The organism is Pseudoalteromonas sp. AOP7-A1-14, assembly GCF_052376275.1.
Taxonomy (GTDB): Bacteria; Pseudomonadota; Gammaproteobacteria; order Enterobacterales; family Alteromonadaceae; genus Pseudoalteromonas.
Genome location: NZ_JBQSVO010000057.1, coordinates 1 through 22,072, shown reverse-complemented (window position 1 = coordinate 22,072; position 22,072 = coordinate 1). Strand labels below are relative to the sequence as shown.

Below are 22,072 nucleotides of genomic sequence, written 5' to 3'. Positions count from 1 at the left end.
GGTAAGGTTGCTCGGGTATTTTTTCACTCCTTGATATACATTTTTACCAGTAGTGAATGGCATTACTTGCATTAATTCATAGACACTTGATGAACTTAGCACATAGGAGTTGGTTTCACAGGTAGCTCGATCACGATAATCATGACTGTATTTTACATACTTTCTCTGTGTATGCTTTTGAGTGTTTTCTTGCCCCATTAACTATTCACTGTACTCTCTCACCTCGCTAAAAGCTGACCAGCATTATCCTCTGCTGTTTTGTTTAATTGAATGCTGTGTTTTTTTGCTTACCCGTGAATTACAATAATGTCTTGGGTTTATTTTCACTTGCTTAGGAGCTTATCTAAATCTTCTATTGGAGCATTTAGTTCAAAAATCGCTTTACAGATATTAAGCAAACATCTATTCACCAATAACCCCTAAGCCACTAATAGTTAATATTATAAAATATGATAACCAAACCAGTCTGGTTTTATTTTTTGCGCCTCACCACTTGGGGTGAGCTTAATATGTAATTGGCTATCGAGTAAGTCTATCGCAAAGCAATCATCTACATCGTGTAAATCATCTTTATGTAAATGGCTTAAGCCGGCAAGTAAATCATCTTTAGCGCGCTGCTTAGCTTCATTAGTGCTACTTGCCACATAGAGTGAAAAGTCGTGTTGCTCAGCGAGACTATCTGCGTGGTATGCACCAAGATTTACAAAATAAAGCTGCTGGCTTTGCTTTATAGGCTCATCAACCACTTCAACTTTAAAGCCATCTATGTGATTCACCGCCATGTAACTATCCATGTGTACGCTTTTTTTATCACCGACCCACTGAGCTTTTAATTTGCTGTAGGTTTGCTCAATACTTTCGCCAACCACAAAACGCACGTCATGTATTTCAATATGACAGCCTTGAATACGCCCGCCTAAATACACCATAAATAGCTGCATTTTGCTCCGTCTCCTTTATTTAGAAGATGCTATCTACATCAATATTATGTTTTTTAATCAGCTTATAAAAATCTGAGCGGTTGCGCTTAGCAAGCTTTGCGCCCTCAGCAACATTACCACCAGCCATTTTTAGCGTGTTAACTACATAGTCACGCTCAAATTCCTTTTTAGCATCATTTAAAGACAGCGGCTCTACATTGCTTTCATTACTATTGAGTGCACTTTCAACTAAATGTACTGATATAACCTCTCCAGGAGTCAGTGCAACCACTTGCTCAACCACATTTTGTAACTGACGAATATTACCGGGCCAATCGTAACGCACTAATGCATGCATGGCATCATTGGCAAAGCGTTTTTCAGTTTGTTGCATGCGCTTAGCTATCATGGCACTAAAATACTGCGCAAGTAAGCTAATATCTTCACGGCGGTCGCAAAGTGCTGGCAGCTTCAAATTAACCACATTTAAACGATAATACAAATCTTCACGGAACTGCTGATTAGCAATCGCCTCAGGTAAATTTTTATGCGTTGCCGATACTATGCGCACGTTAATTGCGATTTCTTCTTGGAAGCCCACTGGACGAATTGTTTTTTCTTGTAATACTCGCAGTAACTTAACTTGTAAGTTAAGTGGCATATCGCCTATCTCATCTAAAAATAACGTACCGCCTTCAGCTTGTTGAAATAACCCCTGATGATCTTTAACGGCTCCTGTAAACGCACCTTTTTTATGACCAAACAACTCAGACTCAAGTAATTCCCCTGGTACTGCACCACAGTTAATTGCCACAAATGGGCCATCACTAACATGGCTATGCTGATGAATGGCGTTTGCTAATAGCTCTTTACCCGTACCGCTGGCGCCAGAAATAAGTACATTAACTTGCGTCGGCCCTAGCATTTTCACTTGCTCAAGCAAATGCAGCATGGCTCCGCTACGGGTAACTATATTAGTTTCGTTAGCGGTTTCATCGGCACTTACGCCATGAATTTCTATGGCTTTGGCAAGGCTATCAAATAACTCGTCTTTATCTACAGGCTTAGTAATAAAAGCAAAAATTCCCTGTTTAGTTGCCTCAACAGCATCTGGGATTGAGCCATGAGCCGTCATCATAATAACAGGCAGTGCAGGGTATCGGCTTTGCAACTGTCGATGTAGCGCCATGCCATCCATTTCATCCATGCGTAAATCGGTCACAACAGCATCAAACATACTACTTTTTAAAACTTGTAGTGCTTGCATACCACTTTCGCAAGTTGTTACTTTGTAACCTTTTGACTCTATACGAATAGACAATAGCTTGAGTAAGCTGGCGTCATCGTCTACCAATAAAATACGCGGGTTGCTGTTGACTAATTCACTCATATTACTGCTCCTCAGTATCTTCACGTAATAGCAATTGCTGCTCAATGGTTGCAAGCGATGACATGGTTTGCTTCATTTTTTCATTTAATGCCTGCTGTTTCTGCTCCGCTACTATGTGCTGCTTTAATTGCTGCTTTTGGAGCCATAAGTATTGTTTAATATCATCAGGCCAAAAATAAGCTTGATCGAGCTTTAATAATTGCGTCATAACTTCTTTAGGCGCGCTACTGGCTTTTAAGCAAAACAATTTAAAAAACTGCTTTAACTCTTTTTCAGCCAATACTTTTTTATCTTTTTCAGCCACTTTGAACCTTCCACACTGCATCGCATGCCAACTAATTACTTGTTCGGCTGATGGATATTGCGGTTCAACTTTAGGCCGTGGTTTTGGGCCTGGGTCGCTTGATTTATTATTAGTTGGCTTTATTGCTATTATTGGTTCTGACTTTGATTCTGCCTCTGCTTGTGGTTTCTCAGTAAGCTCGCAGCCACTGATCAAAATACCCACCATACTTACTAGCGTTACGGTTATTACACGCAAGCTCATACTAATTCTCTCCTAGGGTGCTTTAGGGGAATGTCGATAACAAATCGACAACCTTGAGGTTCGTTATGCTTTACAATTAAGCTTCCTTTTAATTGTTCAACAGATTCTTTTACAATAGTTAATCCTAACCCGCTACCTTGTGCGGTGATATCTTTTACATTTTTACCTTGATAGAAAGCACTAAATATTTGCTCTTTTTCATGCTCTTTTATACCACTACCATTATCACTCACCGCTATTTTTAAAACTTTTTGTTCAAGGCCTAAATAAACACGCACAACCCCACCGTGTGGTGAGAACTTTAAACCATTAGAAATCAGCTGTATTAAAATCATTTCCAGTAACTCCCCCGCCACCATAATAGGTTGTTTAGGAAGGGAAATTTGCCAATTTAGATCCTGGTCACGAGCTAATAAACGATGTTCAAAATGATGATTTATCTTACTTTGCAACTCAGTAAAATCAACTTCATTGACGCTTTCACTACTGGTACGAATAGCATTATAACTTAATAAGCTATCAATCATGGTACGTAAACGCACCGTACTTTGCGTGATTAAATCAAGTACCGCGCGTTGTTCATCGGTAACAGGACCAACAATTTCATCACTGAGTAAGTCAGTACCTTCAACCATCGAAGCAAGTGGAGTTTTCAGTTCATGAGTAACATGGCGTAAAAAGGTATCTTTTTGCTGTTCTAATATATGTAGTTGAGCTTGTACCCACTGTAGCTTATTACCCAATTCAACCAATTCAGCAGAACCTTGAACGTCAATTTTTTGCTGCCAATCGCCTTGCCCCAATTTACCAATAACAGATATTAAACCTTTTAAGCGGCCACTGATACGCCATAAAAAACCACCGCTCACCAGTAAAGTGAGTGGGATAAGTGCCAGTAACCAATTAATAAATGAGTCTTGCAGCGCTTTAATCGCCAATTGGTTGCGAGTAACTTGTAACTCATTTTGCTCGCGTAACCAAAGCGTTTTCTTTGCAAGCAACTCACTTATAGGAATAAATAGCTTAGCCTCTTGACGCTTTTCATCAACCAGCTTAATTTGTGTATTTAACAATACCTTATTAAGCTGCTGCCACTGAGTTACATGTTCGGAAGTTGGGCCAAGTAAAATAAGATCTTCCACACTGCTAAGTGACGATTGCCACTTTTCGACAATTAATTTATCCAAGGATTCACTTTTTAAAACCCAGTTTTGTCTTGTCGCCCTCTCAAGGCTATTAAGCTCTTGCTTTAAGCTATTAAAACTTTTAGAAACCAAAAAGTTGTCACTAATTATTTGCTGAGTTATCGCCAATTGTTTATTTAACGCATTTAAAAATACCAGCACGACTAACGATAAAGGTAATAATGCCAGCAAAGTACTGCATACAAATTGACCAATCAAGCTTGGCCGCCACTTTAAAACTTGTTGATATTTTTTGGCAAACGACACAGGCATTGAGTATTCCTTAAACACTTTTGAAAACTCTTTTGAAAATCAAACTAATTAATACCACTTTTAGCGTAAGTAGTGCACTAGCAACAAACCGACATAGTATCGGCTATATAGCTTATACACTAGCTGAATTAACTCAACAGCCACATGTCGCCATTTAGAGACAATATAAGCGCTTGTTTTATAGTAAAATACAAGAAAAACATCAAATTTAGTTGCAAAAAAGACACAACTAACTTGCAAATATGCTTGTTCACTACTTTATAAAAATATAATAACTTGAAATAAAACAAAAAAACAAACGTGGCGCTATTATTGCTAAGGTTAGCTTAATTAGTAATTACAAGGATATCACCATGAGTAAGTTAACAATCACAACAGTCAGTATTACAAGCCTTTTTGTAATAGGACTTTTTGCTGGCAATACTTATGCCATGGATGTTGAAGCTACATTTAGTGAGTTAGATAAAGACAGCAACGCAACGCTAAGTGAATCAGAGGCATCAGAGGATGCAGTACTACACGAAAGCTTTGAGCAAATTGATACCGATCAAAATGGTCAAATTTCGCTTGTTGAATTTAAAGCATTCTTAAAATAGACGTAACTTAGGAACTAAATAATGAGACAACTTATCGTCGCTTTTTCACTAATGTTTTTAGTAATCAGTGCTACTGTTTTAGCATCACAAATGAGCATTACTTTTACCAAATTAGATATTAACGCTGATGGCCAAATTTCATTGCTTGAAGCTAAATCAAATAAGCAACTTGTTAAACAATTTGATGATTTGGATGAAAACGAAAATCAACAGCTCTCTGAACAAGAGTTTACAAACTTCAAAACCCATTAATTTTCACTTAAATGGAACATTGATGATACACATTAAGGCTCTATTCAAACGTATTTGGCTATCCTAAACACTAAAGTACTTGCCATAATCCCAGAGGGAGCGTGTAAATGGATTTAATTTAGGGAGTTAAATTATGGCAAGTGCTTTACTTATTTAGGTGTTTTAAGCGTGCTTTAGGTAGAAATTATGAAAATACAACTATTAATGACAAGCTTACTCATCGTATTTAGTAGCAACACTTTAGCTTTGGATGTAACGCAACGTTTTAATCATCTTGATAATGATAAAAACAGTTATTTGACCTATGCAGAGCTTGAGGCACAACCGCAACTACTCAGCAATTATAAGCGATGGGATATAGACCAAGATAACCGTATCTCATTGGCTGAATTTAAAAGCTATTTAACCAAAAATTAATTACATTATCTGATTATAAAACTATGATTATTAAAAAACCTTTTTTTGCCGCATTGGCAACGCTCTGCCTGATATCAATTAGTAACCAAGCAAATGCAGCTGATATTCTAAGTAAGTTTAAACAACTTGATCGCAATTCGGATGGCTTGTTAAGTCGCTCAGAAACAGCGAATGATCCAGCTCTTTGGTCACGTTTTCAAAGCTATGATTCAGACAAAGACAGTAAACTTTCTTTATCCGAGTTTACCCTATACGCCAGCAAATAACCCTTTTAAAAGCACGTCATAGGCTACTTTACTCCCCTTTAAATTTGTCGGTAAGTTAAGTTAGTTAAATTAACTTAATTTAAAAATACCATTTGTGAGAGTATCGACTCACTTTGCTATTACTGACCGCTGTTGTTCGCTTAGTTGTATCTATTAAAAGTATGTATAGTATGCATACTTTTAATAATATCGGATGCCATCTTCAACCATTCAAAGTTTAACTATTTGGTAATAAACCACTTTTATAAACCCATAGCAGCAGTAACTCTTGCAAATACATACCTTATTGTTCATATAAAGCTAATTAGACTTCATATGAATGTTCACTTCATTATATTTGTAAGCGAAAGCATAGTAGAAACTGCAATTATTATCCTAAAAAATTTGCAGTTTAGAACTTCTCTGTTAATGTTTTAAAGAAATTTATAGAAAAGAATAAGCTAATGAGACCATTACTCGCTTTACTCAGTGCTTTAACCCTCCCCGTACTTGCTAACACCAGCGTTATTTATAACGCCAACGGCTACACACCTACTTACGAAGGAAAAATAAAACAATTTACTAGCTTGGTGATTAAAGATGGAAAAGTAGTAAAAACAGGGTCTGATAAATTAAAAGCCAGCTACCCAGAAGCAGAGCATATCGATGCCTTACAAAAAACCTTACTGCCAGGACTAATTGACGCTCACGGCCATGTAATTGGCCTTGGTAATAACTTATCTGAACTTGATTTACGAGGCAGTCGTTCAATTGCGCAAGTACAAGAAAAGCTAGCTGAATTTGCAAAAGATAAAACCGGTTGGATTATTGGTCGAGGTTGGAACCAAGAGTTATGGCCTGATAAAAAATTTCCAAGCGCTGCTGATTTAGATAAAATAATTGCCGACAAACCCGTAGTACTTTCACGCATAGACAGCCATGCAATTTGGGTTAACACTAAAGCTATGGAGCTTGCGGGTATTACTGCAAAAGTACAGTCCCCTGCAGGTGGAGAAGTTATTCGCGATAGCTTTAATAATCCAAGCGGTATATTTGTTGATAAAGCGGAAAACCTCATTAGTACGGCTATCCCTAAAACCAGTGATAAAGATATTCAACTTGCCCTTAATAAAGCCGGCCAACACTTATTAAGTTTAGGTATAACCTCAACTCACGATGCAGGCATTGACTATCAAACGTGGAAAATTTATAAGCAGCTCGCAGAAAAAGGCACTTTACCGCTGCGTTTTGTGGCGATGTTAAGTGCGACCGATCCGAAACTAAAAACCATGCTCAAAGCAGGCAGATATCAAGATCCTAATGATTTTATGTCGATACGAAGCGTAAAAATTTACGCCGATGGCGCACTCGGTAGTCGCGGGGCAGCTTTATTAGAAGATTATGCTGACAGAAAGACCCACCAAGGTTTAATGCTCGAAACCCAACAAAAACTCGAAGAATTATTTACCTTAAGTTTTACTAATGGTTTTAGTGCAAATACTCACGCAATTGGCGATAAAGCTAACCATGTGGTGCTAGATGCATATCAAAATGTATTTAAAAAAACCGGTGGTATATTGCTTAGAAACCGTATTGAGCACGCACAAATTGTTACTCCCGAGGATATTTCACGTTTTAAAACCTTAAAAATAATTCCATCAATGCAGCCAGTACATGCCACCTCAGACATGCATATGGCAGAGCAGCGCTTAACCGATAAACAACTACAAGGCGCGTATGCTTGGCAAACTTTTTTAGATCAAGGTTCGGTCGTTGCTGCAGGCTCTGACTATCCGGTTGAGCTTGCCAACCCGTTTGATGGTTTATATTCGGCTATTACGAGAATGGACCATAACATGCAACCTGAAAACGGCTGGCGCCCTTATGAAGCTTTGAGTCGTGAAGATGCCCTACGCGCTTTTACGCTTGGCGGCGCGTATGCAGCGCATCAAGAGTTTAAAATTGGTAGTCTTGAGCAAGGTAAATGGGCTGATTTTATTTTAGTAGATAAAGACTACTTTAAAGTACCTGTAGAAGAGATTTTTACTATCCAAGTAGAGCAAACATGGATTGCAGGTGAGCTGCGCTACCAGCTAAATAATAGCACTGATAACTCGCTTACTAAGGAGTAATAATCTTGGTTTTAGCGTCAATATTTGCTTGGCGCTTTAACTTAATTATGTGGTATATATTCACAACAGCGAGTAAACCATTCGTAAATGCCACCGGAAAAGCCTCAATAGCGATACCGTAGCAAGTAAATGCAATACAACCACCTAAATTAAACCAGCGCAGCTTAACTACATTGCTCATAGTTAAAGAGGCAACTAATAAAACAGAAGCGAAATACCCTAAATATTCCCAACTCATTTGTCCTCTCCTATGCTTTAGGTTAGCATTGCTGTATTGGCTTTTAGCGCCTATCAAGGTAATGTAAAAAAGCTAACTTGCAAAAAATGCTTCATGACTATTGATGAATCATCACACGGGACAGTGAGGTAAGTATATTAACCAAGTTAATTGCTTAGCAAGTTAGCATAAATTCTTAGATTCTTAATGTTAACGTCATTAAGGTGTAACAAATAGGACAATTGTCCGAAGAGCAGAGTTGATGTTTCAATATCATTTTTCTAGTTATTTAGTGGATCAACTACTGACCTTTGCTGGTAGTCGTTATCAGCAATCCAAAAAAGAAGTGCTGCTCCACCAGGATCAACCCCTCACCAAGCTTGTCTTGGTGCGCAGCGGCACGATATCGTTTAGTTACGATGTGGGTAATGGTCGGCGCTTATTACTCGGTCAACTCGACTGTAATAACACGTTGATTGGCGAAATTGAAGCGCTTAATAGTAACCCCTGTATTTACACAGTAACCTGCTTTAGCAACGTAAGTTATAACCTTATCGAGCTTAAACATTGGCGTGCCTTATTGCTTGAGAAACCTGAGCTAAGCTTATATACAGCGCAAACCATTGCGGCAAAGTTTCAAGAGAATCAAAAAATAAATCTCGATAAACTGCTTCTTCCTTTAGCCTATAACATTGCTAAGGACTGCCTATTACGCGCCGAAAATAACAACCCTACATTGTTACGTGCCTACCCCACAGTTAATGCTGAAGCAGAGCGCTTCGCCACTACAGAGCGCGCTTATCGCAGAGTCGTTTCAGAGTTGGTTGAAAAAGATTTAGTTGAGCGTTCAAGTGATGGTTTAAAAGCGGTTGATATAGCTAAACTCAGCGACTACGTAGATAGTTTTGCTCAGCTATAAAAAAAGGCCGTTACGGCCTTTTTTTATAGTTTTTTAATACTTAAGCTGAGCTCAAATCACTTACTTTTCTAATAAAATGTCGTGGATTTTGGCTAAATCAGACTTACCTTCAATGATCTCATCAGGCGTTAAACCAGAAAGCTCATGAGGGAATACTAACCACTCTTCAGATTCATGAATATAGTAATTAGGCTTCATTTCCACTTTAGAATTTTTTGGTTTGTAATACGGGCATGCAACGCGAATATCACGCGGTAAATTCAAACGCATTAACTCTGAAAGCTTTTCTTTTAAGGCAAAAATACTGCGACCAGAATCGAATACATCATCAACAATCAGTAATGAATCATCGGCATTGGCATTTTCAATAATGTAATGTAAGCCATGAACTTTAATTTCTTTAGATTGCTTATTGATACCGTAATAAGACGATGTACGCACCGCGATATGATCAGTTTCTATGCCTTTATAGTCATAATATTCTTGTACTGCGATGCCAATAGGTGCGCCGCCTCGCCAAATACCAATTATAAAATCAGGACGAAAACCATCTTTATAAACCTGCGCAGCAACGCGAAAAGAATCTTCCAGCAATTGTTGCGCTGTGATGTAGCACTTATCAGACATAATTAGAAACCCCGTGAGTTGATCAATCAAGTGTAGCCCATACAACCAGCGAACTACAAAGTGGGGCAAGATTTTACCCTAAACCAGACAATAAATCTTGTCTGTGTTTGTAATTACAAAAAATGAACAATAAAAAAGCGTCTAGTTAGACGCTTTTAAAGACTTTATTGTGCTTTTTTATACTTTACGCTTTTTCTAATAAAGTACGTGCAACGGTACGCATACCTTGCGTTGTTGCGCCAGCAGCCCATTGACTGGTGCTACCCATATTAAATGCCGCAGCCAAATCCATATGCACCCAGCCTTTGCCGCCATTTGGCACAAAACGCGATAAGAAACCTGCCGCATTTGATGCACCACCATAACCACCGCCTTTTTGGGCGCGGCTATTTGCTGTATCAGCATACGGTGACGGGCAATGTTGCTGATGCCATTTTTCAAGTGGTAATGGCCAAGCAGCTTCCATTTCTTGCTCCGCAAAGCCTTCGACTTCACGTACAAATTCTTTATCAAGACCAAATAAGGCATTGTACTCTTGGCCTACAGCAACAAGCGCTGCGCCAGTAAGTGTGGCGGCATTTATAATAAGCGGAGCACCTGTTTCGCCTGCTGCCATTAAGCCATCAGCTAGTACTAAACGCCCTTCTGCGTCGGTATTTACAATCTCAACTGTAGTGCCGTTTTTATAAGTCAGAATATCACCTAGTTTGTATGCATGGCCTGAAATTAAATTTTCAGCACAACATAAAAACAACTTAATACGCTTATTAATACCGCGACTAATGGCCAGAGCCAAACCAGCGGTCACTGTTGCAGCACCGCCCATGTCGCACTTCATGCCTAGCATGCCTTCGCTGGCTTTAATTGAATAACCGCCTGAGTCAAAGGTAATACCTTTACCCACTAATGCGGCGTCTACAGGGGCGTTATCATCGCCTGTTGGGTTATAATCAAGTTCAAGTAATACTGGCGGGCGCACGCTACCACGGCCAACAGCATGAATACCTACCCATTGCTGTTCTAATAAAGCATCGCCTTTAATAATTTGATAGCTAACATGTTCAGGCGCTAATGATTGAATAAATTCAGCGGCCTTCTCAGCAAGACTTTCAGGGTAAATATCATCAGCAGTACCATTAACCATTTGGCGTGCCCAGGTCGCTGATTTTAATAAAGACTCTAGTTCTTTGCTATCAGTTTGTGCGTTTTGAACAAACTCAACATTACTTAATGATTTAGCTGACACAAAACCTTGGTAAAAAGCCCACTGGCTTTCAGTGCACCAAGTGTCACCGGCTAAAACAATGTTTTTAATTCCTTGATTAGCTAAAGTACGCGCTGCTTTTTGAACATTTTTTAAGGTTTCTTGCTCAGATAAATGAACGGTTGCACCTTGCTCAGTAAAAGAAAGTGACGCATTTTCGCCCCAATGTGCTGCGGCTGCTTGCTCGCTTAGTTGAACAACTAATTTTTCAGACATGTTAGAATACTCTTTACGCTAAAATAGTGACATGAGTTTACTATAGCTGTGCTCACATCCCAACCGAATGAGATTAAATAATGCGATTCCAGCAGCAATTACAAAAAGCGACCCTATTAAAGCGCTATAAACGATTTTTAGCTGACCTACAGCTAGCCGATAACATAGAATTTACCGCCCACTGTGCCAACACAGGAAAAATGACCGGCTGTGCCGAGCCAGGCTTCAATGCTTTTTATTCCACCAGCGACAATATCAAACGAAAATACCCACACTCACTTGAGCTAACCGAAAACCAGTTTGGCCAGCTGATTTGCGTCAACACTGCGATTGCTAACAAGGTGGTTGAAGAAGCACTTAATAATAAATTAATCAAAGAGTTAACCGATTACAGCAACCTTCAAGCAGAAGTAAAATACGGCCAAGAAAATAGCCGAATTGATTTTTTACTCAGCGATGACAACCGCCCCAACTGCTATGTTGAAGTTAAATCAGTGACGCTACTTAGCCAAAATACACCACAAAGTGGCCAAGGGTACTTTCCGGATGCACAAACACTACGCGGTCAAAAGCATATTCGTGAACTAATCGAAATGGTCGAACAAGGTCATCGTGCCGTGCTGTTATTTGCAGTGTTACACGAGGGCATAAATCAAGTAAGTGCCGCCAAACATATTGACGAAAAATATGCTTTACTCCTTAACGAAGCGCTAAATAAAGGGGTTGAAGTAATTGCTTATAAAGCAAAAATTTCGACTAAGGAAGTTACCTTAGTGGAAAGTATTCCGTTTATTGCTTAACTAAGGATAAATCCATTTCGCCAATCAAATTAAGATTAATATCGCCACCTTTAAGTGGCAGCGGTCTTAACGCAATACTTAAGTAAAAACACGGTTGATCATCAAAGTGATCGCATCGTTTGATGATCAATATACGGGGCACGGTTAAGATTGTGGTGCCACTACGATCAAAGCGATAAACATTAAAGCCGCCTTCAACGCGCTTTAGAGCAGCCCACGATAACTACCCATCATCAGAAGTCCACCCGCTAAATTTTTAGCCGCTTTATGATAAAACCAGTTGTTTTTTATTTTTGACCATATATACCTAATCGATTTCGAGGCGCATCCTTTGCTTACTTGGGTATCATTATTGCCAGTTTTTATAGGTAATATTTTTATTAATAACCTTTAAACCAGCTTTTAAGCGTAATAAAAGTTAAAATAAATTTGCCTCACTTATAAGATTCTGCTATTTATAGCCGCCGGCTCATGCTGGGCATTATATTAAGGATTTAGGAGAAAGTTATGCCAGACCAAAAAAGAATGGGGTTATTGGCTCAAGCCGGATTAGACCCATATCAAGAGAAGCCGGGTGAAGAGTATATGAATGAAGCACAACGTGCTCATTTTAAAGCGATTTTAGAATCATGGCGCAACGACCTTCGTAACGAAGTTGATCGTACTAAATCACATATGCAAGACGAGGCAGCTAACTTTCCTGATCCCGTTGACCGCGCAGCACAAGAAGAAGAGTTCTCTTTAGAGCTTCGAACTCGTGACCGTGAACGTAAATTGATCAAAAAAATTGAAAAAACCGTCAACTTAATTAAAGAAGATGATTTTGGTTTTTGTGAGTTATGTGGAATCGAAATTGGTATCCGTCGTTTAGAAGCGCGCCCAACTGCTGATTTATGTGTTGACTGTAAAACGATTGCTGAAATAAAAGAAAAGCAAGCAGGTCGCGGTTAATAACCTAAGTTAACCCGATGCTTAATGTTGCAGATACAGCGCCTAAGCGCGCTTATCGCGGCCGCTTTGCGCCGTCACCCTCTGGGCCATTACACTTTGGCTCCTTAGTGGCGGCTGTAGGTAGCTATATTGATGCCAAAGCCAATCAAGGTTCATGGCTCGTACGCGTTGAAGATATTGACACGACTCGAGTGGTTCCAGGCGCTGCAAGTGATATTCTTGCTACCTTAGAAGCTTATGGCCTTTATTGGGATGAGCAAGTCAGTTATCAAACCAAGCGCCACGATTACTATCGCGATATTATTTCTAGCTTAACAACTGAGCAGCAACTGTATGGCTGTGAATGTTCGCGTAAAGAAATCAAATTACAGGGCGGAATTTACCAAGGTCAATGCCGAAATAAAGCACTTGATTTAAGCCGCCATGCTATCCGCATTAAACAAAAATACCCAACCGATCACTACCATGATTTAATTCAAGGCCGCGTAGCCGTCGACAACGCTTTGGCTCACGAAGATTACATAATTAAACGTAGCGATGACCTATTCGCGTACCAGTTAGTTGTGGTGCTTGATGATATTGAGCAAAAAATCTCTCGTGTAGTTCGCGGCGCAGATTTACTTGAACCCACAGCGCGACAAATAAGTTTATTTAAACAGCTGCAAAATCCAGTGCCTGAATACGCCCATTTACCGCTTGCGGTAACAAGCCCAGGCTTTAAATTATCAAAGCAAAATTACGCCCCGGCCATTTCAACAAAATCCCCAGAGCCGGCGTTATTTGCTGCACTACAGTTTTTAGGACTCAATCCTGATACTGAAATTAGTCAACTCAATGTAGAGCAAATGATCACTTGGGCAATAAAAAATTACCAGTTACAAGCAATTCCTAACGCTATGGAAATTCAAGTAAGCCAACACCCACAACAAGCTGATCCACTATTCACAGTGATTAATCACGATAAAAATCGTTAAATTTAAGTCTATCAGCTTAATTTTTAACGCCTGCTAGTATATGATAGCGAGCCTAAGTTTAAGCCTCTCACTCTACCTATGCTTTTATTATTTGGTTAAGCCTCTTAAGGCTAGATTGATCGAGTGTTTTATTCAGCAGGTATAACAGGCTATAGGTGTCGAGTAAGTGCCACAATTTTGGTGTGATTCGCTATACTTGGTCTAATTTTTTGATTGTACGCAATCAAATTGATGATTTCTGTAGGAGACAGATTATTATTTCCAAGCTTTTTCAATTTTGTCGACAAATTATTGGCCCTGATGCAAGTGCCCCGCACGCTACAGTGAGTGACGAACCGATTGTTGTCACCCGTGGCGAACATAATATCTCGCGCAAACAATTTAGCCCAAATGCAATCAAGGTGTTATATCGCCTCAAAGACGGTGGTTTTGATGCTTACCTTGTTGGTGGTTGTATTCGTGATATTTTGTTAGGTCAAAAACCTAAAGATTTTGATGTTGTGACCAATGCGACCCCCGAGCAAGTAAAAAAACTCTTTCGTAACTGTCGATTAATTGGTCGTCGCTTTCGTTTAGCGCATATTGTATTTGGCCGCGAGATTATTGAAGTCGCCACGATGCGTGGTCATCACGAAGCCGCTGAAGAAAAAAACCAAACGAGCCAATCAAGCGAACACGGCCAACTATTACGCGACAACGTATTTGGTAGTATTGAAGAAGACGCCGAACGCCGCGACTTTTCAATCAATGCTCTGTATTATTCAATCAATGATTTTTGTATTTACGATTATGCCAATGGTTTAAGTGCGATTAAAGCCAAGCAAATTGAGCTAATCGGCGACCCTGAAACGCGTTACCGTGAAGATCCAGTGCGAATGCTACGTGCTGTGCGTTTTGCCACGAAACTGGATATGAAGATAGCGCCTGCCAGTGAAAAACCAATTATAAAACTGGCCAGTTTGTTAGATCATATTCCACCAGCTCGCTTATTTGAGGAAATCTTAAAGCTATTTTTAAATGGTAAAGCCGAGCAAAACTTTATTATGCTACGCCAGTATGGATTGTTTAAATCGTTGTTTCCTGAGCTTGATGAAATCATTACTAAAAACCCAAATGGTTTTGAAGAGACTTTTATCCAGCAAATGTTTATCAACACAGATAAACGCATCAACGCTGAAAAGAAAATCACACCCGCGTTTATATTTGCCGCCCTATTGTGGTTTCCGTTACTTCAAAAATCAAAACAATTGCAGCAACAAGAGCAGCTATCTGAATACGATGCATACGTACAGGGCATGAGCAAAGTACTCAGTGAAAATGCCCAACATATTGCAGTACCAAAACGCTTTACTTTAGGCGCACGTGATATTTGGCATATTCAAGAGCGTTTAGATAAACGAGCAGGTCAGCGCGCATATAGACTCACTCAACAGCCACGCTTTAAAGCAGCTTACGACTTCTTATTACTGCGCGTACAAGCTGGTGAGCAAGAACAAGATCAACTAGCTACTTGGTGGACAGACTACTTAAGCCAAGATATTAATGGCCAAAAAAGCATGGTTAAAGCCTTAGGTAATCAAGGGGCGCCACGTGGCCGCCGTCGTTCTCGTAAGCGCTCACCTAAGCCAAGCGAATAATACATGAAGCTGGTTTATTTAGGTCTAGGGGCTAATTTAAATGCCCCTAAACAACAAATTAATAACGCTATTTCGGCACTTAAAAAACTTAACAATGCTGATTTTATTGGTGCCTCTAGCTACTACGCTAGCAAACCTATGGGACCACAAGATCAACCTGACTACGTTAATGCTGTAGTGGCAATTAAAACGTCTTTGTTAGCCGAGCAACTTCTTGATGCTACGCAGCAGATTGAACATGATCATGGCCGTGTCAGAAAAGAAAATCGTTGGGGGCCACGTAGCCTTGATATTGATATTCTGCTGTTTGCAAACGATATCATTAACACTGAGCGCTTAACTGTGCCACATTACGGCCTGTGTGAGCGTGAATTTGTGGTCTACCCATTACTTGAAATTGCCCCCACGTTAACATTGCCAGATGGCGTTTCACTATCAACACTAGCTGCGAACTTGCCGCTAAATGATTTACAAAAATTACCGCTATAACTAATTATTAGCGCGCAATTGCGAGGATATTATGCCTAAAATTACGGTCTCAACTCTAAATAAAATGAAAGCAGAACAACAAAAAATAACGGCCTTAACCGCGTATGATGCCAGCTTTGCTAAGCTGTTTCATGACAATGGCGTTGAAGTTACTTTAGTTGGTGATTCTCTGGGCATGGTTTTACAAGGCGGAGATGACACCCTTGCTGTAACAAACCAAGACATTGCTTATCATACTCGCTGCGTACGCTCTGGTAACCGCGAGTTATTCGTTATTGCCGACCTACCCTTTATGACCTATTCAAACACCGCTGATGCCTGTAAGAATGCCGCACAGCTAATGAGCGCTGGCGCCAATATGGTTAAACTTGAAGGCGGCGAATGGCTGCACGATACAATTACGACTCTTACCCAACAAGGTGTGCCAGTATGTGGACATTTAGGACTAACCCCGCAGTCAGTGCATGTATTTGGTGGCTTTAAAATTCAAGGTCGCGAACACGCCCAAGCCACTAAAATGGTTAATGATGCAAAAGCACTTGAGACCGCAGGTGCGCAGTTACTGGTACTAGAGTGTATTCCCAGTGAGTTGGCCAAACGCATAACTGATGAACTAACCATTCCAACAATTGGAATTGGGGCGGGTAATGCTACCGATGGACAAATCTTGGTAATGCATGACTTAGTAGGTATTTCAGCGGGTTATATTCCTAAGTTTTCGAAAAACTTTTTACTCGAAACAGGTAATATGCCTGATGCAGTTAGAAAATATTGTAGCGATGTTAAAAGTGGTGCTTTCCCAAGTGCTGAACACGAGTTTAAATAAATGCAATCAATCACCGAAATCAAATCTTTACGTAGTCAAATTAAAGCATGGCGCCAAGCTGGTTTAAGCATTGCTTTAGTACCGACTATGGGCAACCTACATCAAGGCCACTATTCATTAGTCGAAAAAGCTAAAAATATGGCTGACAAAGTCGTAGTTAGTATTTTTGTTAACCCTATGCAATTTGGCGCTAATGAAGATCTAGATAACTACCCTCGCTCCCTTACTCAAGATAAACAAGGGCTTGCAGAGCTTGAGACTGATATCGTATTTACTCCATCAGTAGAAACAATCTATCCTAACGGATTAGGCGTACAGAGCTTTGTTGATGTGCCAGGCATTTCTATGGGTTACTGCGGTGGAGCTAGACCAGGACACTTTCGTGGTGTCGCTACTGTCGTCACTAAGTTATTTAACTTGGTACAACCTGACTTTGCTTGCTTTGGTGAAAAAGACTTTCAACAATTGCAAGTTATTAAAACCATGACCCGCGATTTATCGATTCCAGTTGAAATCGTCGGCGTACCAACTACACGCGAAGTCTCTGGGTTGGCTATGAGCTCACGTAATGGCTATTTATCACCAGAACAAAAAAACACGGCCACAGCACTATTTAAGCTTCTGAGTGAAACCGCACAACAACTAAAGTCAAATAATCAGAATTACGCTCAACTTGAAAGCCATGCAAAACAACAACTTCAAGACGCTGGCCTGAAGCCTGACTACTTTGCCATAGTACAGCGTGACACATTAAAAGCTGCTACACTTGATGATAATAATTTAGTCATCTTAGCGGCGGCCTTTTTAGGCCCTGTAAGATTAATTGATAATCTGCAAGTTGATATAAATAACTAAGCGTTTAACAATCAAAATTATAATTTAGGGAAAAACATGAAGTCACTTTTAAAAGTATCAAGTGTTGTATTTGCTGTTGGTTTTTTAACTGCATGTCAAAATAAAATAGACAATCCAGAGATGCAACAGTGCGCTCAACAAAACTATCAATGTGAAACAAGCTGTGAGCAACAAAGTACCGCCGAGGGTATGTTACATAGAGTCTGTAGCGATAAATGTATTGAAGCGCATAACCAATGTAAAGCTAATGCACAAAGCCTAGGCGAAGTTCAATAATAGCTCGGTATGCTTTGCTAACTAATTGACTCGAATTGCCAGCTAAACTAACCCAAAGCTTGGTTGGCTTTCTTTTATAAATTACACTATTGAGCTTACTTTTAAATTAACTTAATCATATTTGTAAATAAATTGCGCTATTCACCTTAGAGCCAGCTTCAACCCAGTAGCATACTCCAATAATCTATTACTCTTAGAGTGTAATTTTTGACTGCTACTGTAAATGAAATACATATTAGGTGACATATAAAAACTTAAACATCTGAAATAAAACAACTTATTTCAGGCTTAATTTTTGCAGAGTACTTTTACTACTTTATCAAGCGTAAAACGGCTAAAGGAAAAAATTTAATGGAAACGAATACCCGGTACCCATTGTTTAAAAAGAAAACCTTATTGGGGGCTCTATTGGCTATTTTTGCGTGTAGTGCTTATGCTGCGCAAGAGCAAATAAATAAACCAGTTAATACAGAAACAGCAAAAGAAGTTAAAAAAACTGAAATAGCTGAAAACGTTAATACCGATGAAGCAACAAAGCCCGTTGCAGCCGAGAGTGAAACGGATCAAACAGAAGTAAAAAAACCGACAGTTATAACCATTCCATCTGAAAACCTGTTTGAAGTGATCGGAACTAGAGCGAAGCAACTGGCTTCAAAAGAGTATGTTCCACCAAAGGAAGTTGCTTTAGATGCTTTAAATTCCATTAATTATCAAGATTATCGCGCTATTCGTTTTCTACCTGAGCAATCAATTTGGAAAGATCAAAGCTTATATGAAGTACAGTTATTCCATCCTGGTTTTTTATACAAAACGCCGGTCACAATCAATACTGTAAATACTGAAAATCAAGTTGAAAATCTCCCCTTCAGCACTGACTTTTATCGCTACGATGGTACTGCTGAACCGCTTGAGCAAGAAATTAAGCAAGACCTAGGTGATAACCAACTTGGCCATGCAGGCTTTCGTATTCATTTCCCCTTGAATAATAACAAATACAAAGATGAAGTTGCGGTATTCCAAGGTGCATCTTATTTTCGCCTAGTTGGACCAGATCAAACATACGGTCTTTCTGCTCGCGGTTTAGCCATTGATACAGCACTCAGTTCGGGTGAAGAGTTCCCTACCTTTAAAGAGTTTTGGCTTGTTAAGCCAAAACCAGAAGAAACCAGTATAGTGCTTTATGCACTGCTTGATAGTCCATCAGTTACAGGGGTATATCGCTTTGAAATCACCCCTTCAACAAACACCGAGATAAAAACACAGATGCAAATATTTGCTCGCCAAGACATTGAAAAGCTAGGTGTTGCACCACTTACCAGCATGTTTTATCACGGTGAAAATAGCACTAAGTTCTTTGATGATTACAGACCAGAAGTGCATGATTCTGATGGCTTATTAATGCAATCAAAAGACAACAAGTGGGTATGGCGCGCGCTTAATAACCCACAAGGACTAAGCGTAACCTCATTTGCTTATGACAGCCCTAAAGGCTTTGGACTAGCACAACGTGACCGCACCTTTAATAACTATTTAGATACTGAAGCGCATTACCATGACCGTCCAAGCCTTTGGATAGAACCACAAGGCGAATGGGGAAAAGGCCGTGTAGAGTTGGTTGAAATTCCAACCGATACTGAAACGAATGATAATATTGTTAGCTATTGGGTTCCTGAAAAACCACTAAAAGCCGGTGAAGAATTAAGTTTCAGCTATACCTTAACTACATTTAATTCAACACTCAGTACACAACATAAAGCACAGGTTTTACGTACCCGAATTGGCAGTGCCGCATTACCAGGTGAAGAAAATCCGCCACCAAAAAGTCACCGTCAATTTACTGTAGATTTTAGCGGTGAAAATATTAACGACTTATCACCTGAATTAGAATTGCAAGCAAACTTAAATTTAAACTCAGGTGAAGTGACTGACAAAACAGTACTGCAATTACCAAATAATCAAGGATGGCGAGTGGCTTTCAAGGTTGCACCAGAGGGAGATAAGCCTGTTGATATGCGTTTATCATTAAAGCTACGTGATAAAGAGATTAGTGAGGTCTGGAGCTATGTCTGGTATCAAAATGACATCTGATAACGAAAAGCATAATACCACAATGCCACTTAAAAAAACCCGAATATGGCTATTTAGTTTACTGGTACTGGGTATTTCGGCCTATGGTATGTGGATCATGTTTGATATTTTAAACTCAAACGGTATGACGCCACTTGAATATGCGCTACTGACTTTATTTTCAGTGACCTTTGCATGGATTGTTACCGCATTTTGTAGTGGTTGTATGGGCTTTATATTGCAACTTTTTCGTATAGATCCACTTACCCTAAAGCGTCAAAAACCCATTAACATTGATGAACAAGCTCTTAGCCAAACAAAAACAGCTGTGGTTATGCCTGTCTATAACGAAGATACAGAGCGTGTTATTGCAGGCTTTGAAGTGAGTTTACGCTCGCTTGCTAAAACAGGTCAGCTTAAACATTATGACTTTTATTTATTAAGTGATACACAAGATAAAGAAATAGCCAAAAATGAGCTAAAAGCATGGCATGCACTTACTGCGCGTTTGGGTGATATTGCAAAACAGACTTTTTATCGTCGCCGCGAAGACAATAAACACAGAAAAGTAGGAAATTTAACTGACTTTTGTGAGCGTTGGGGCAATAAGTACGATCACATGATCGTATTAGATGCTGACAGCATCATGACTGGGCAATGTATGCTTGAGTTGACCGCAAGCATGATTAAGAACCCTAACTCTGGTTTAATTCAAACTATCCCTATTCCCGTAAGACAAGATACCTATTTTGGTCGCTTTTTGCAGTTTGCGTCAGTACTTTATAGCCCTATGCTGGCAACGGGCTCAGCCTTTTGGCAAACCAATCAAGCCAATTACTGGGGCCATAATGCAATAATTCGCGTTGAAGCCTTTATTACGTGCTGTGGATTACCTGTAATTGAAGGTAAAGCCCCCTTTGGTGGTGAGATTTTAAGTCATGACTTTGTTGAAGCCTCTTTGCTCCATCGTAGTGGTTGGGATGTAATTTTACTAAGCGATGTGCAAGGCAGTTATGAAGAAGTCCCAAGTAATATATTAGACTACGCCATCCGCGATAGACGTTGGGTGCAAGGTAATATTCAACATTTAGGTTTGTTACCTTCATCGGGTTTAAAAATGATGAGCAAACTGCACTTTGCACTTGGCGCTACAGCGTATATTTCATCGCTTGTATGGCTATCGATGTTGGTATTAAGTACAGTTGATGCGGTTACTCGTGCAATGAATAGTAATGTGTATTTTAATCAGGCTTATCAATTATTTCCTACTTGGCAAATAGCCAAAACAGAGCTTATCAATTCGCTTTTATTTATTACCGTGGTGTTGCTATTACTTCCTAAGTTAATGGGTATTATTGTCACTTTAGTGCATCGAAATAAGCAGTTTGGTGGTTCATTAAAGTTAATTGCAGGTTCACTAATCGAAACCATTTTTGCAGTTATTATTGCGCCGTTAATGATGGTATTTCATAGCTACTTTGTAGTGTGTGTCTTTTTAGGGAAAAAAGTAAGCTGGGATGCACAACCCCGTACGGGTCGTATGGTACCGTGGCGTGAAGCGCTTGGTTATACATTCCTAGCTACGGTTATTTCTCTAGCTTGGGGTGCTGTAGCATATTATTACACACCAGTATTCTTTTGGTGGTTATCACCCATTTTACTAGGTCTGATATTGGCCGCGCCTATGGTGCGTTATTCAAGTAGCATTGGTTTAGGTGTAAAGCTACGTAAGATGGGGATTTTCCTTTGTCCAAGTGAAGTAGAACACGACGATACACTCGCTGCGCTGCGCCTTCATGAGCAAGAAATTGGGCTACCTGTTGACAAGAACGCTGACTTCTCTATTCCAGAATTACCAGAAGAGCAGCCAACAGTAATGCCAGTTCAAAGCTTTAAAGCAAAAAGTAAGCGCGAGAAAAAAGCGGGGCTTGCAAGTAAATAACGAATAAAAGATAAATAGTTCGTTAAAGTAATAAAAAAACCGCGCAATGTAAATTG

Annotated in this window: 23 protein-coding genes and 1 pseudogene; 16 read left to right on the top strand and 8 right to left on the bottom strand. The window is 39.6% G+C overall.

All coding sequences use genetic code 11. The annotated features are described in order from the left end of the window. The 5 genes and pseudogenes from ACT3RM_RS10290 to ACT3RM_RS10270 form a co-directional block, all read right to left on the bottom strand. Positions 1-198, bottom strand: a pseudogene (locus ACT3RM_RS10290) (hypothetical protein); the annotation flags it as partial. A gap of 242 nt (positions 199-440) precedes the next feature. Then, a complete protein-coding gene (locus ACT3RM_RS10285) occupies positions 441-941 on the bottom strand; it encodes a DUF1543 domain-containing protein (RefSeq protein ID WP_441992727.1) in 501 nt (166 codons plus the stop codon). 19 nt (positions 942-960) lie between these two features. Then, positions 961-2,310, bottom strand: coding sequence for a sigma 54-interacting transcriptional regulator (locus tag ACT3RM_RS10280; RefSeq protein WP_441992726.1), 1,350 nt, complete (start codon positions 2,308-2,310; stop codon positions 961-963). A gap of 1 nt (position 2,311) precedes the next feature. Next, entirely contained in the window at positions 2,312-2,857 is a 546-nt protein-coding gene (locus ACT3RM_RS10275; protein WP_441992725.1) for a hypothetical protein, read from the bottom strand. After that, complete coding sequence (locus ACT3RM_RS10270) at positions 2,854-4,314, bottom strand: sensor histidine kinase (RefSeq protein ID WP_441835240.1); 1,461 nt, start codon at positions 4,312-4,314, stop codon at positions 2,854-2,856. Before ACT3RM_RS10270 ends, ACT3RM_RS10275 begins: the two co-directional genes overlap by 4 nt. Before the next feature lie 353 nt (positions 4,315-4,667). Between ACT3RM_RS10270 and ACT3RM_RS10265 the strand changes: the two genes are divergently transcribed. The 5 genes from ACT3RM_RS10265 (at position 4,668) to ACT3RM_RS10245 (ending at position 7,956) form a co-directional block, all read left to right on the top strand. Further along, on the top strand, positions 4,668-4,910 hold the full coding sequence (locus ACT3RM_RS10265) for an EF-hand domain-containing protein (RefSeq protein ID WP_441835239.1): 243 nt from the start codon (positions 4,668-4,670) through the stop codon (positions 4,908-4,910). Positions 4,911-4,931: 21 nt separating this feature from the next. Then, positions 4,932-5,162, top strand: a complete 231-nt coding sequence (locus tag ACT3RM_RS10260; RefSeq protein ID WP_441835238.1) for a hypothetical protein — start codon at positions 4,932-4,934, stop codon at positions 5,160-5,162. Positions 5,163-5,348: 186 nt separating this feature from the next. Then, positions 5,349-5,579, top strand: a complete 231-nt coding sequence (locus ACT3RM_RS10255; RefSeq protein ID WP_441835237.1) for an EF-hand domain-containing protein — start codon at positions 5,349-5,351, stop codon at positions 5,577-5,579. A 23-nt stretch (positions 5,580-5,602) separates the two neighbouring features. Further along, positions 5,603-5,845, top strand: coding sequence for an EF-hand domain-containing protein (locus ACT3RM_RS10250; RefSeq protein WP_441835236.1), 243 nt, complete (start codon positions 5,603-5,605; stop codon positions 5,843-5,845). A gap of 443 nt (positions 5,846-6,288) precedes the next feature. Beyond that, complete coding sequence (locus tag ACT3RM_RS10245) at positions 6,289-7,956, top strand: amidohydrolase (protein ID WP_441835235.1); 1,668 nt, start codon at positions 6,289-6,291, stop codon at positions 7,954-7,956. Here ACT3RM_RS10245 and ACT3RM_RS10240 read toward each other — a convergent pair. After that, a complete protein-coding gene (locus ACT3RM_RS10240) occupies positions 7,946-8,194 on the bottom strand; it encodes a uroporphyrinogen decarboxylase (protein WP_441835234.1) in 249 nt (82 codons plus the stop codon). The genes ACT3RM_RS10245 and ACT3RM_RS10240 overlap by 11 nt on opposite strands. Before the next feature lie 241 nt (positions 8,195-8,435). Here ACT3RM_RS10240 and ACT3RM_RS10235 point away from each other — a divergent pair, with 241 nt between their 5' ends. Continuing rightward, on the top strand, positions 8,436-9,092 hold the full coding sequence (locus tag ACT3RM_RS10235; protein WP_441835233.1) for a Crp/Fnr family transcriptional regulator: 657 nt from the start codon (positions 8,436-8,438) through the stop codon (positions 9,090-9,092). A gap of 60 nt (positions 9,093-9,152) precedes the next feature. On the opposite strand, the gene ACT3RM_RS10230 is transcribed toward ACT3RM_RS10235, so the two are convergent. Together ACT3RM_RS10230 and pepB are read right to left on the bottom strand one after the other, a co-directional pair. After that, complete coding sequence (locus tag ACT3RM_RS10230; protein ID WP_441835232.1) at positions 9,153-9,719, bottom strand: phosphoribosyltransferase; 567 nt, start codon at positions 9,717-9,719, stop codon at positions 9,153-9,155. A 184-nt stretch (positions 9,720-9,903) separates the two neighbouring features. Continuing rightward, a complete protein-coding gene (gene pepB / locus ACT3RM_RS10225; protein WP_441835231.1) occupies positions 9,904-11,199 on the bottom strand; it encodes an aminopeptidase PepB in 1,296 nt (431 codons plus the stop codon). A gap of 80 nt (positions 11,200-11,279) precedes the next feature. Between pepB and sfsA the strand changes: the two genes are divergently transcribed. The 10 genes from sfsA to mdoH all read left to right on the top strand — a co-directional run bounded on the left by sfsA (position 11,280) and on the right by mdoH (position 22,016). Next, positions 11,280-11,999 carry a DNA/RNA nuclease SfsA gene (gene sfsA, locus ACT3RM_RS10220; RefSeq protein WP_441835230.1) on the top strand — a complete coding sequence of 240 codons (720 nt, stop codon included), beginning with the start codon at positions 11,280-11,282 and terminating at the stop codon, positions 11,997-11,999. Between the two features lie 507 nt (positions 12,000-12,506). Continuing rightward, entirely contained in the window at positions 12,507-12,950 is a 444-nt protein-coding gene (gene dksA, locus ACT3RM_RS10215) for an RNA polymerase-binding protein DksA (RefSeq protein ID WP_441835229.1), read from the top strand. A gap of 17 nt (positions 12,951-12,967) precedes the next feature. After that, the gene (gene gluQRS, locus ACT3RM_RS10210) at positions 12,968-13,924 is read left to right on the top strand and encodes a tRNA glutamyl-Q(34) synthetase GluQRS (RefSeq protein WP_441835228.1); all 957 of its coding nucleotides are present in this window, start codon (positions 12,968-12,970) and stop codon (positions 13,922-13,924) included. Positions 13,925-14,214: 290 nt separating this feature from the next. Continuing rightward, entirely contained in the window at positions 14,215-15,561 is a 1,347-nt protein-coding gene (gene pcnB / locus ACT3RM_RS10205; RefSeq protein ID WP_441835244.1) for a polynucleotide adenylyltransferase PcnB, read from the top strand. A gap of 3 nt (positions 15,562-15,564) precedes the next feature. Further along, positions 15,565-16,050, top strand: coding sequence for a 2-amino-4-hydroxy-6-hydroxymethyldihydropteridine diphosphokinase (folK, locus tag ACT3RM_RS10200; RefSeq protein WP_441835227.1), 486 nt, complete (start codon positions 15,565-15,567; stop codon positions 16,048-16,050). Between the two features lie 31 nt (positions 16,051-16,081). Further along, a complete protein-coding gene (gene panB, locus ACT3RM_RS10195; RefSeq protein ID WP_441835226.1) occupies positions 16,082-16,876 on the top strand; it encodes a 3-methyl-2-oxobutanoate hydroxymethyltransferase in 795 nt (264 codons plus the stop codon). Continuing rightward, positions 16,877-17,731, top strand: a complete 855-nt coding sequence (gene panC / locus ACT3RM_RS10190; RefSeq protein WP_441835225.1) for a pantoate--beta-alanine ligase — start codon at positions 16,877-16,879, stop codon at positions 17,729-17,731. 36 nt (positions 17,732-17,767) lie between these two features. Next, entirely contained in the window at positions 17,768-18,007 is a 240-nt protein-coding gene (locus tag ACT3RM_RS10185) for a hypothetical protein (protein WP_441835224.1), read from the top strand. Between the two features lie 351 nt (positions 18,008-18,358). Next, positions 18,359-20,095 (top strand): glucan biosynthesis protein, encoded by a 1,737-nt coding sequence (locus tag ACT3RM_RS10180; protein ID WP_441835223.1) that lies wholly within the window; start codon positions 18,359-18,361, stop codon positions 20,093-20,095. Then, entirely contained in the window at positions 20,070-22,016 is a 1,947-nt protein-coding gene (gene mdoH / locus ACT3RM_RS10175) for a glucans biosynthesis glucosyltransferase MdoH (RefSeq protein WP_441835222.1), read from the top strand. The genes ACT3RM_RS10180 and mdoH overlap by 26 nt, the downstream gene beginning before the upstream one ends. Positions 22,017-22,072 lie beyond the last annotated feature (56 nt).

Bases quoted from the DNA above. Each gene is read 5' to 3' on its own strand.
- ACT3RM_RS10285 (WP_441992727.1), bottom strand. From the start codon at position 941: ATGCAGCTATTTATGGTGTATTTAGGCGGGCGTATTCAAGGCTGTCAT.
- ACT3RM_RS10280 (WP_441992726.1), bottom strand. From the start codon at position 2,310: ATGAGTGAATTAGTCAACAGCAACCCGCGTATTTTATTGGTAGACGAT.
- ACT3RM_RS10275 (WP_441992725.1), bottom strand. From the start codon at position 2,857: ATGAGCTTGCGTGTAATAACCGTAACGCTAGTAAGTATGGTGGGTATT.
- ACT3RM_RS10270 (WP_441835240.1), bottom strand. From the start codon at position 4,314: ATGCCTGTGTCGTTTGCCAAAAAATATCAACAAGTTTTAAAGTGGCGG.
- ACT3RM_RS10265 (WP_441835239.1), top strand. From the start codon at position 4,668: ATGAGTAAGTTAACAATCACAACAGTCAGTATTACAAGCCTTTTTGTA.
- ACT3RM_RS10260 (WP_441835238.1), top strand. From the start codon at position 4,932: ATGAGACAACTTATCGTCGCTTTTTCACTAATGTTTTTAGTAATCAGT.
- ACT3RM_RS10255 (WP_441835237.1), top strand. From the start codon at position 5,349: ATGAAAATACAACTATTAATGACAAGCTTACTCATCGTATTTAGTAGC.
- ACT3RM_RS10250 (WP_441835236.1), top strand. From the start codon at position 5,603: ATGATTATTAAAAAACCTTTTTTTGCCGCATTGGCAACGCTCTGCCTG.
- ACT3RM_RS10245 (WP_441835235.1), top strand. From the start codon at position 6,289: ATGAGACCATTACTCGCTTTACTCAGTGCTTTAACCCTCCCCGTACTT.
- ACT3RM_RS10240 (WP_441835234.1), bottom strand. From the start codon at position 8,194: ATGAGTTGGGAATATTTAGGGTATTTCGCTTCTGTTTTATTAGTTGCC.
- ACT3RM_RS10235 (WP_441835233.1), top strand. From the start codon at position 8,436: ATGTTTCAATATCATTTTTCTAGTTATTTAGTGGATCAACTACTGACC.
- ACT3RM_RS10230 (WP_441835232.1), bottom strand. From the start codon at position 9,719: ATGTCTGATAAGTGCTACATCACAGCGCAACAATTGCTGGAAGATTCT.
- pepB (WP_441835231.1), bottom strand. From the start codon at position 11,199: ATGTCTGAAAAATTAGTTGTTCAACTAAGCGAGCAAGCAGCCGCAGCA.
- sfsA (WP_441835230.1), top strand. From the start codon at position 11,280: ATGCGATTCCAGCAGCAATTACAAAAAGCGACCCTATTAAAGCGCTAT.
- dksA (WP_441835229.1), top strand. From the start codon at position 12,507: ATGCCAGACCAAAAAAGAATGGGGTTATTGGCTCAAGCCGGATTAGAC.
- gluQRS (WP_441835228.1), top strand. From the start codon at position 12,968: ATGCTTAATGTTGCAGATACAGCGCCTAAGCGCGCTTATCGCGGCCGC.
- folK (WP_441835227.1), top strand. From the start codon at position 15,565: ATGAAGCTGGTTTATTTAGGTCTAGGGGCTAATTTAAATGCCCCTAAA.
- panB (WP_441835226.1), top strand. From the start codon at position 16,082: ATGCCTAAAATTACGGTCTCAACTCTAAATAAAATGAAAGCAGAACAA.
- panC (WP_441835225.1), top strand. From the start codon at position 16,877: ATGCAATCAATCACCGAAATCAAATCTTTACGTAGTCAAATTAAAGCA.
- ACT3RM_RS10185 (WP_441835224.1), top strand. From the start codon at position 17,768: ATGAAGTCACTTTTAAAAGTATCAAGTGTTGTATTTGCTGTTGGTTTT.
- ACT3RM_RS10180 (WP_441835223.1), top strand. From the start codon at position 18,359: ATGGAAACGAATACCCGGTACCCATTGTTTAAAAAGAAAACCTTATTG.
- mdoH (WP_441835222.1), top strand. From the start codon at position 20,070: ATGTCTGGTATCAAAATGACATCTGATAACGAAAAGCATAATACCACA.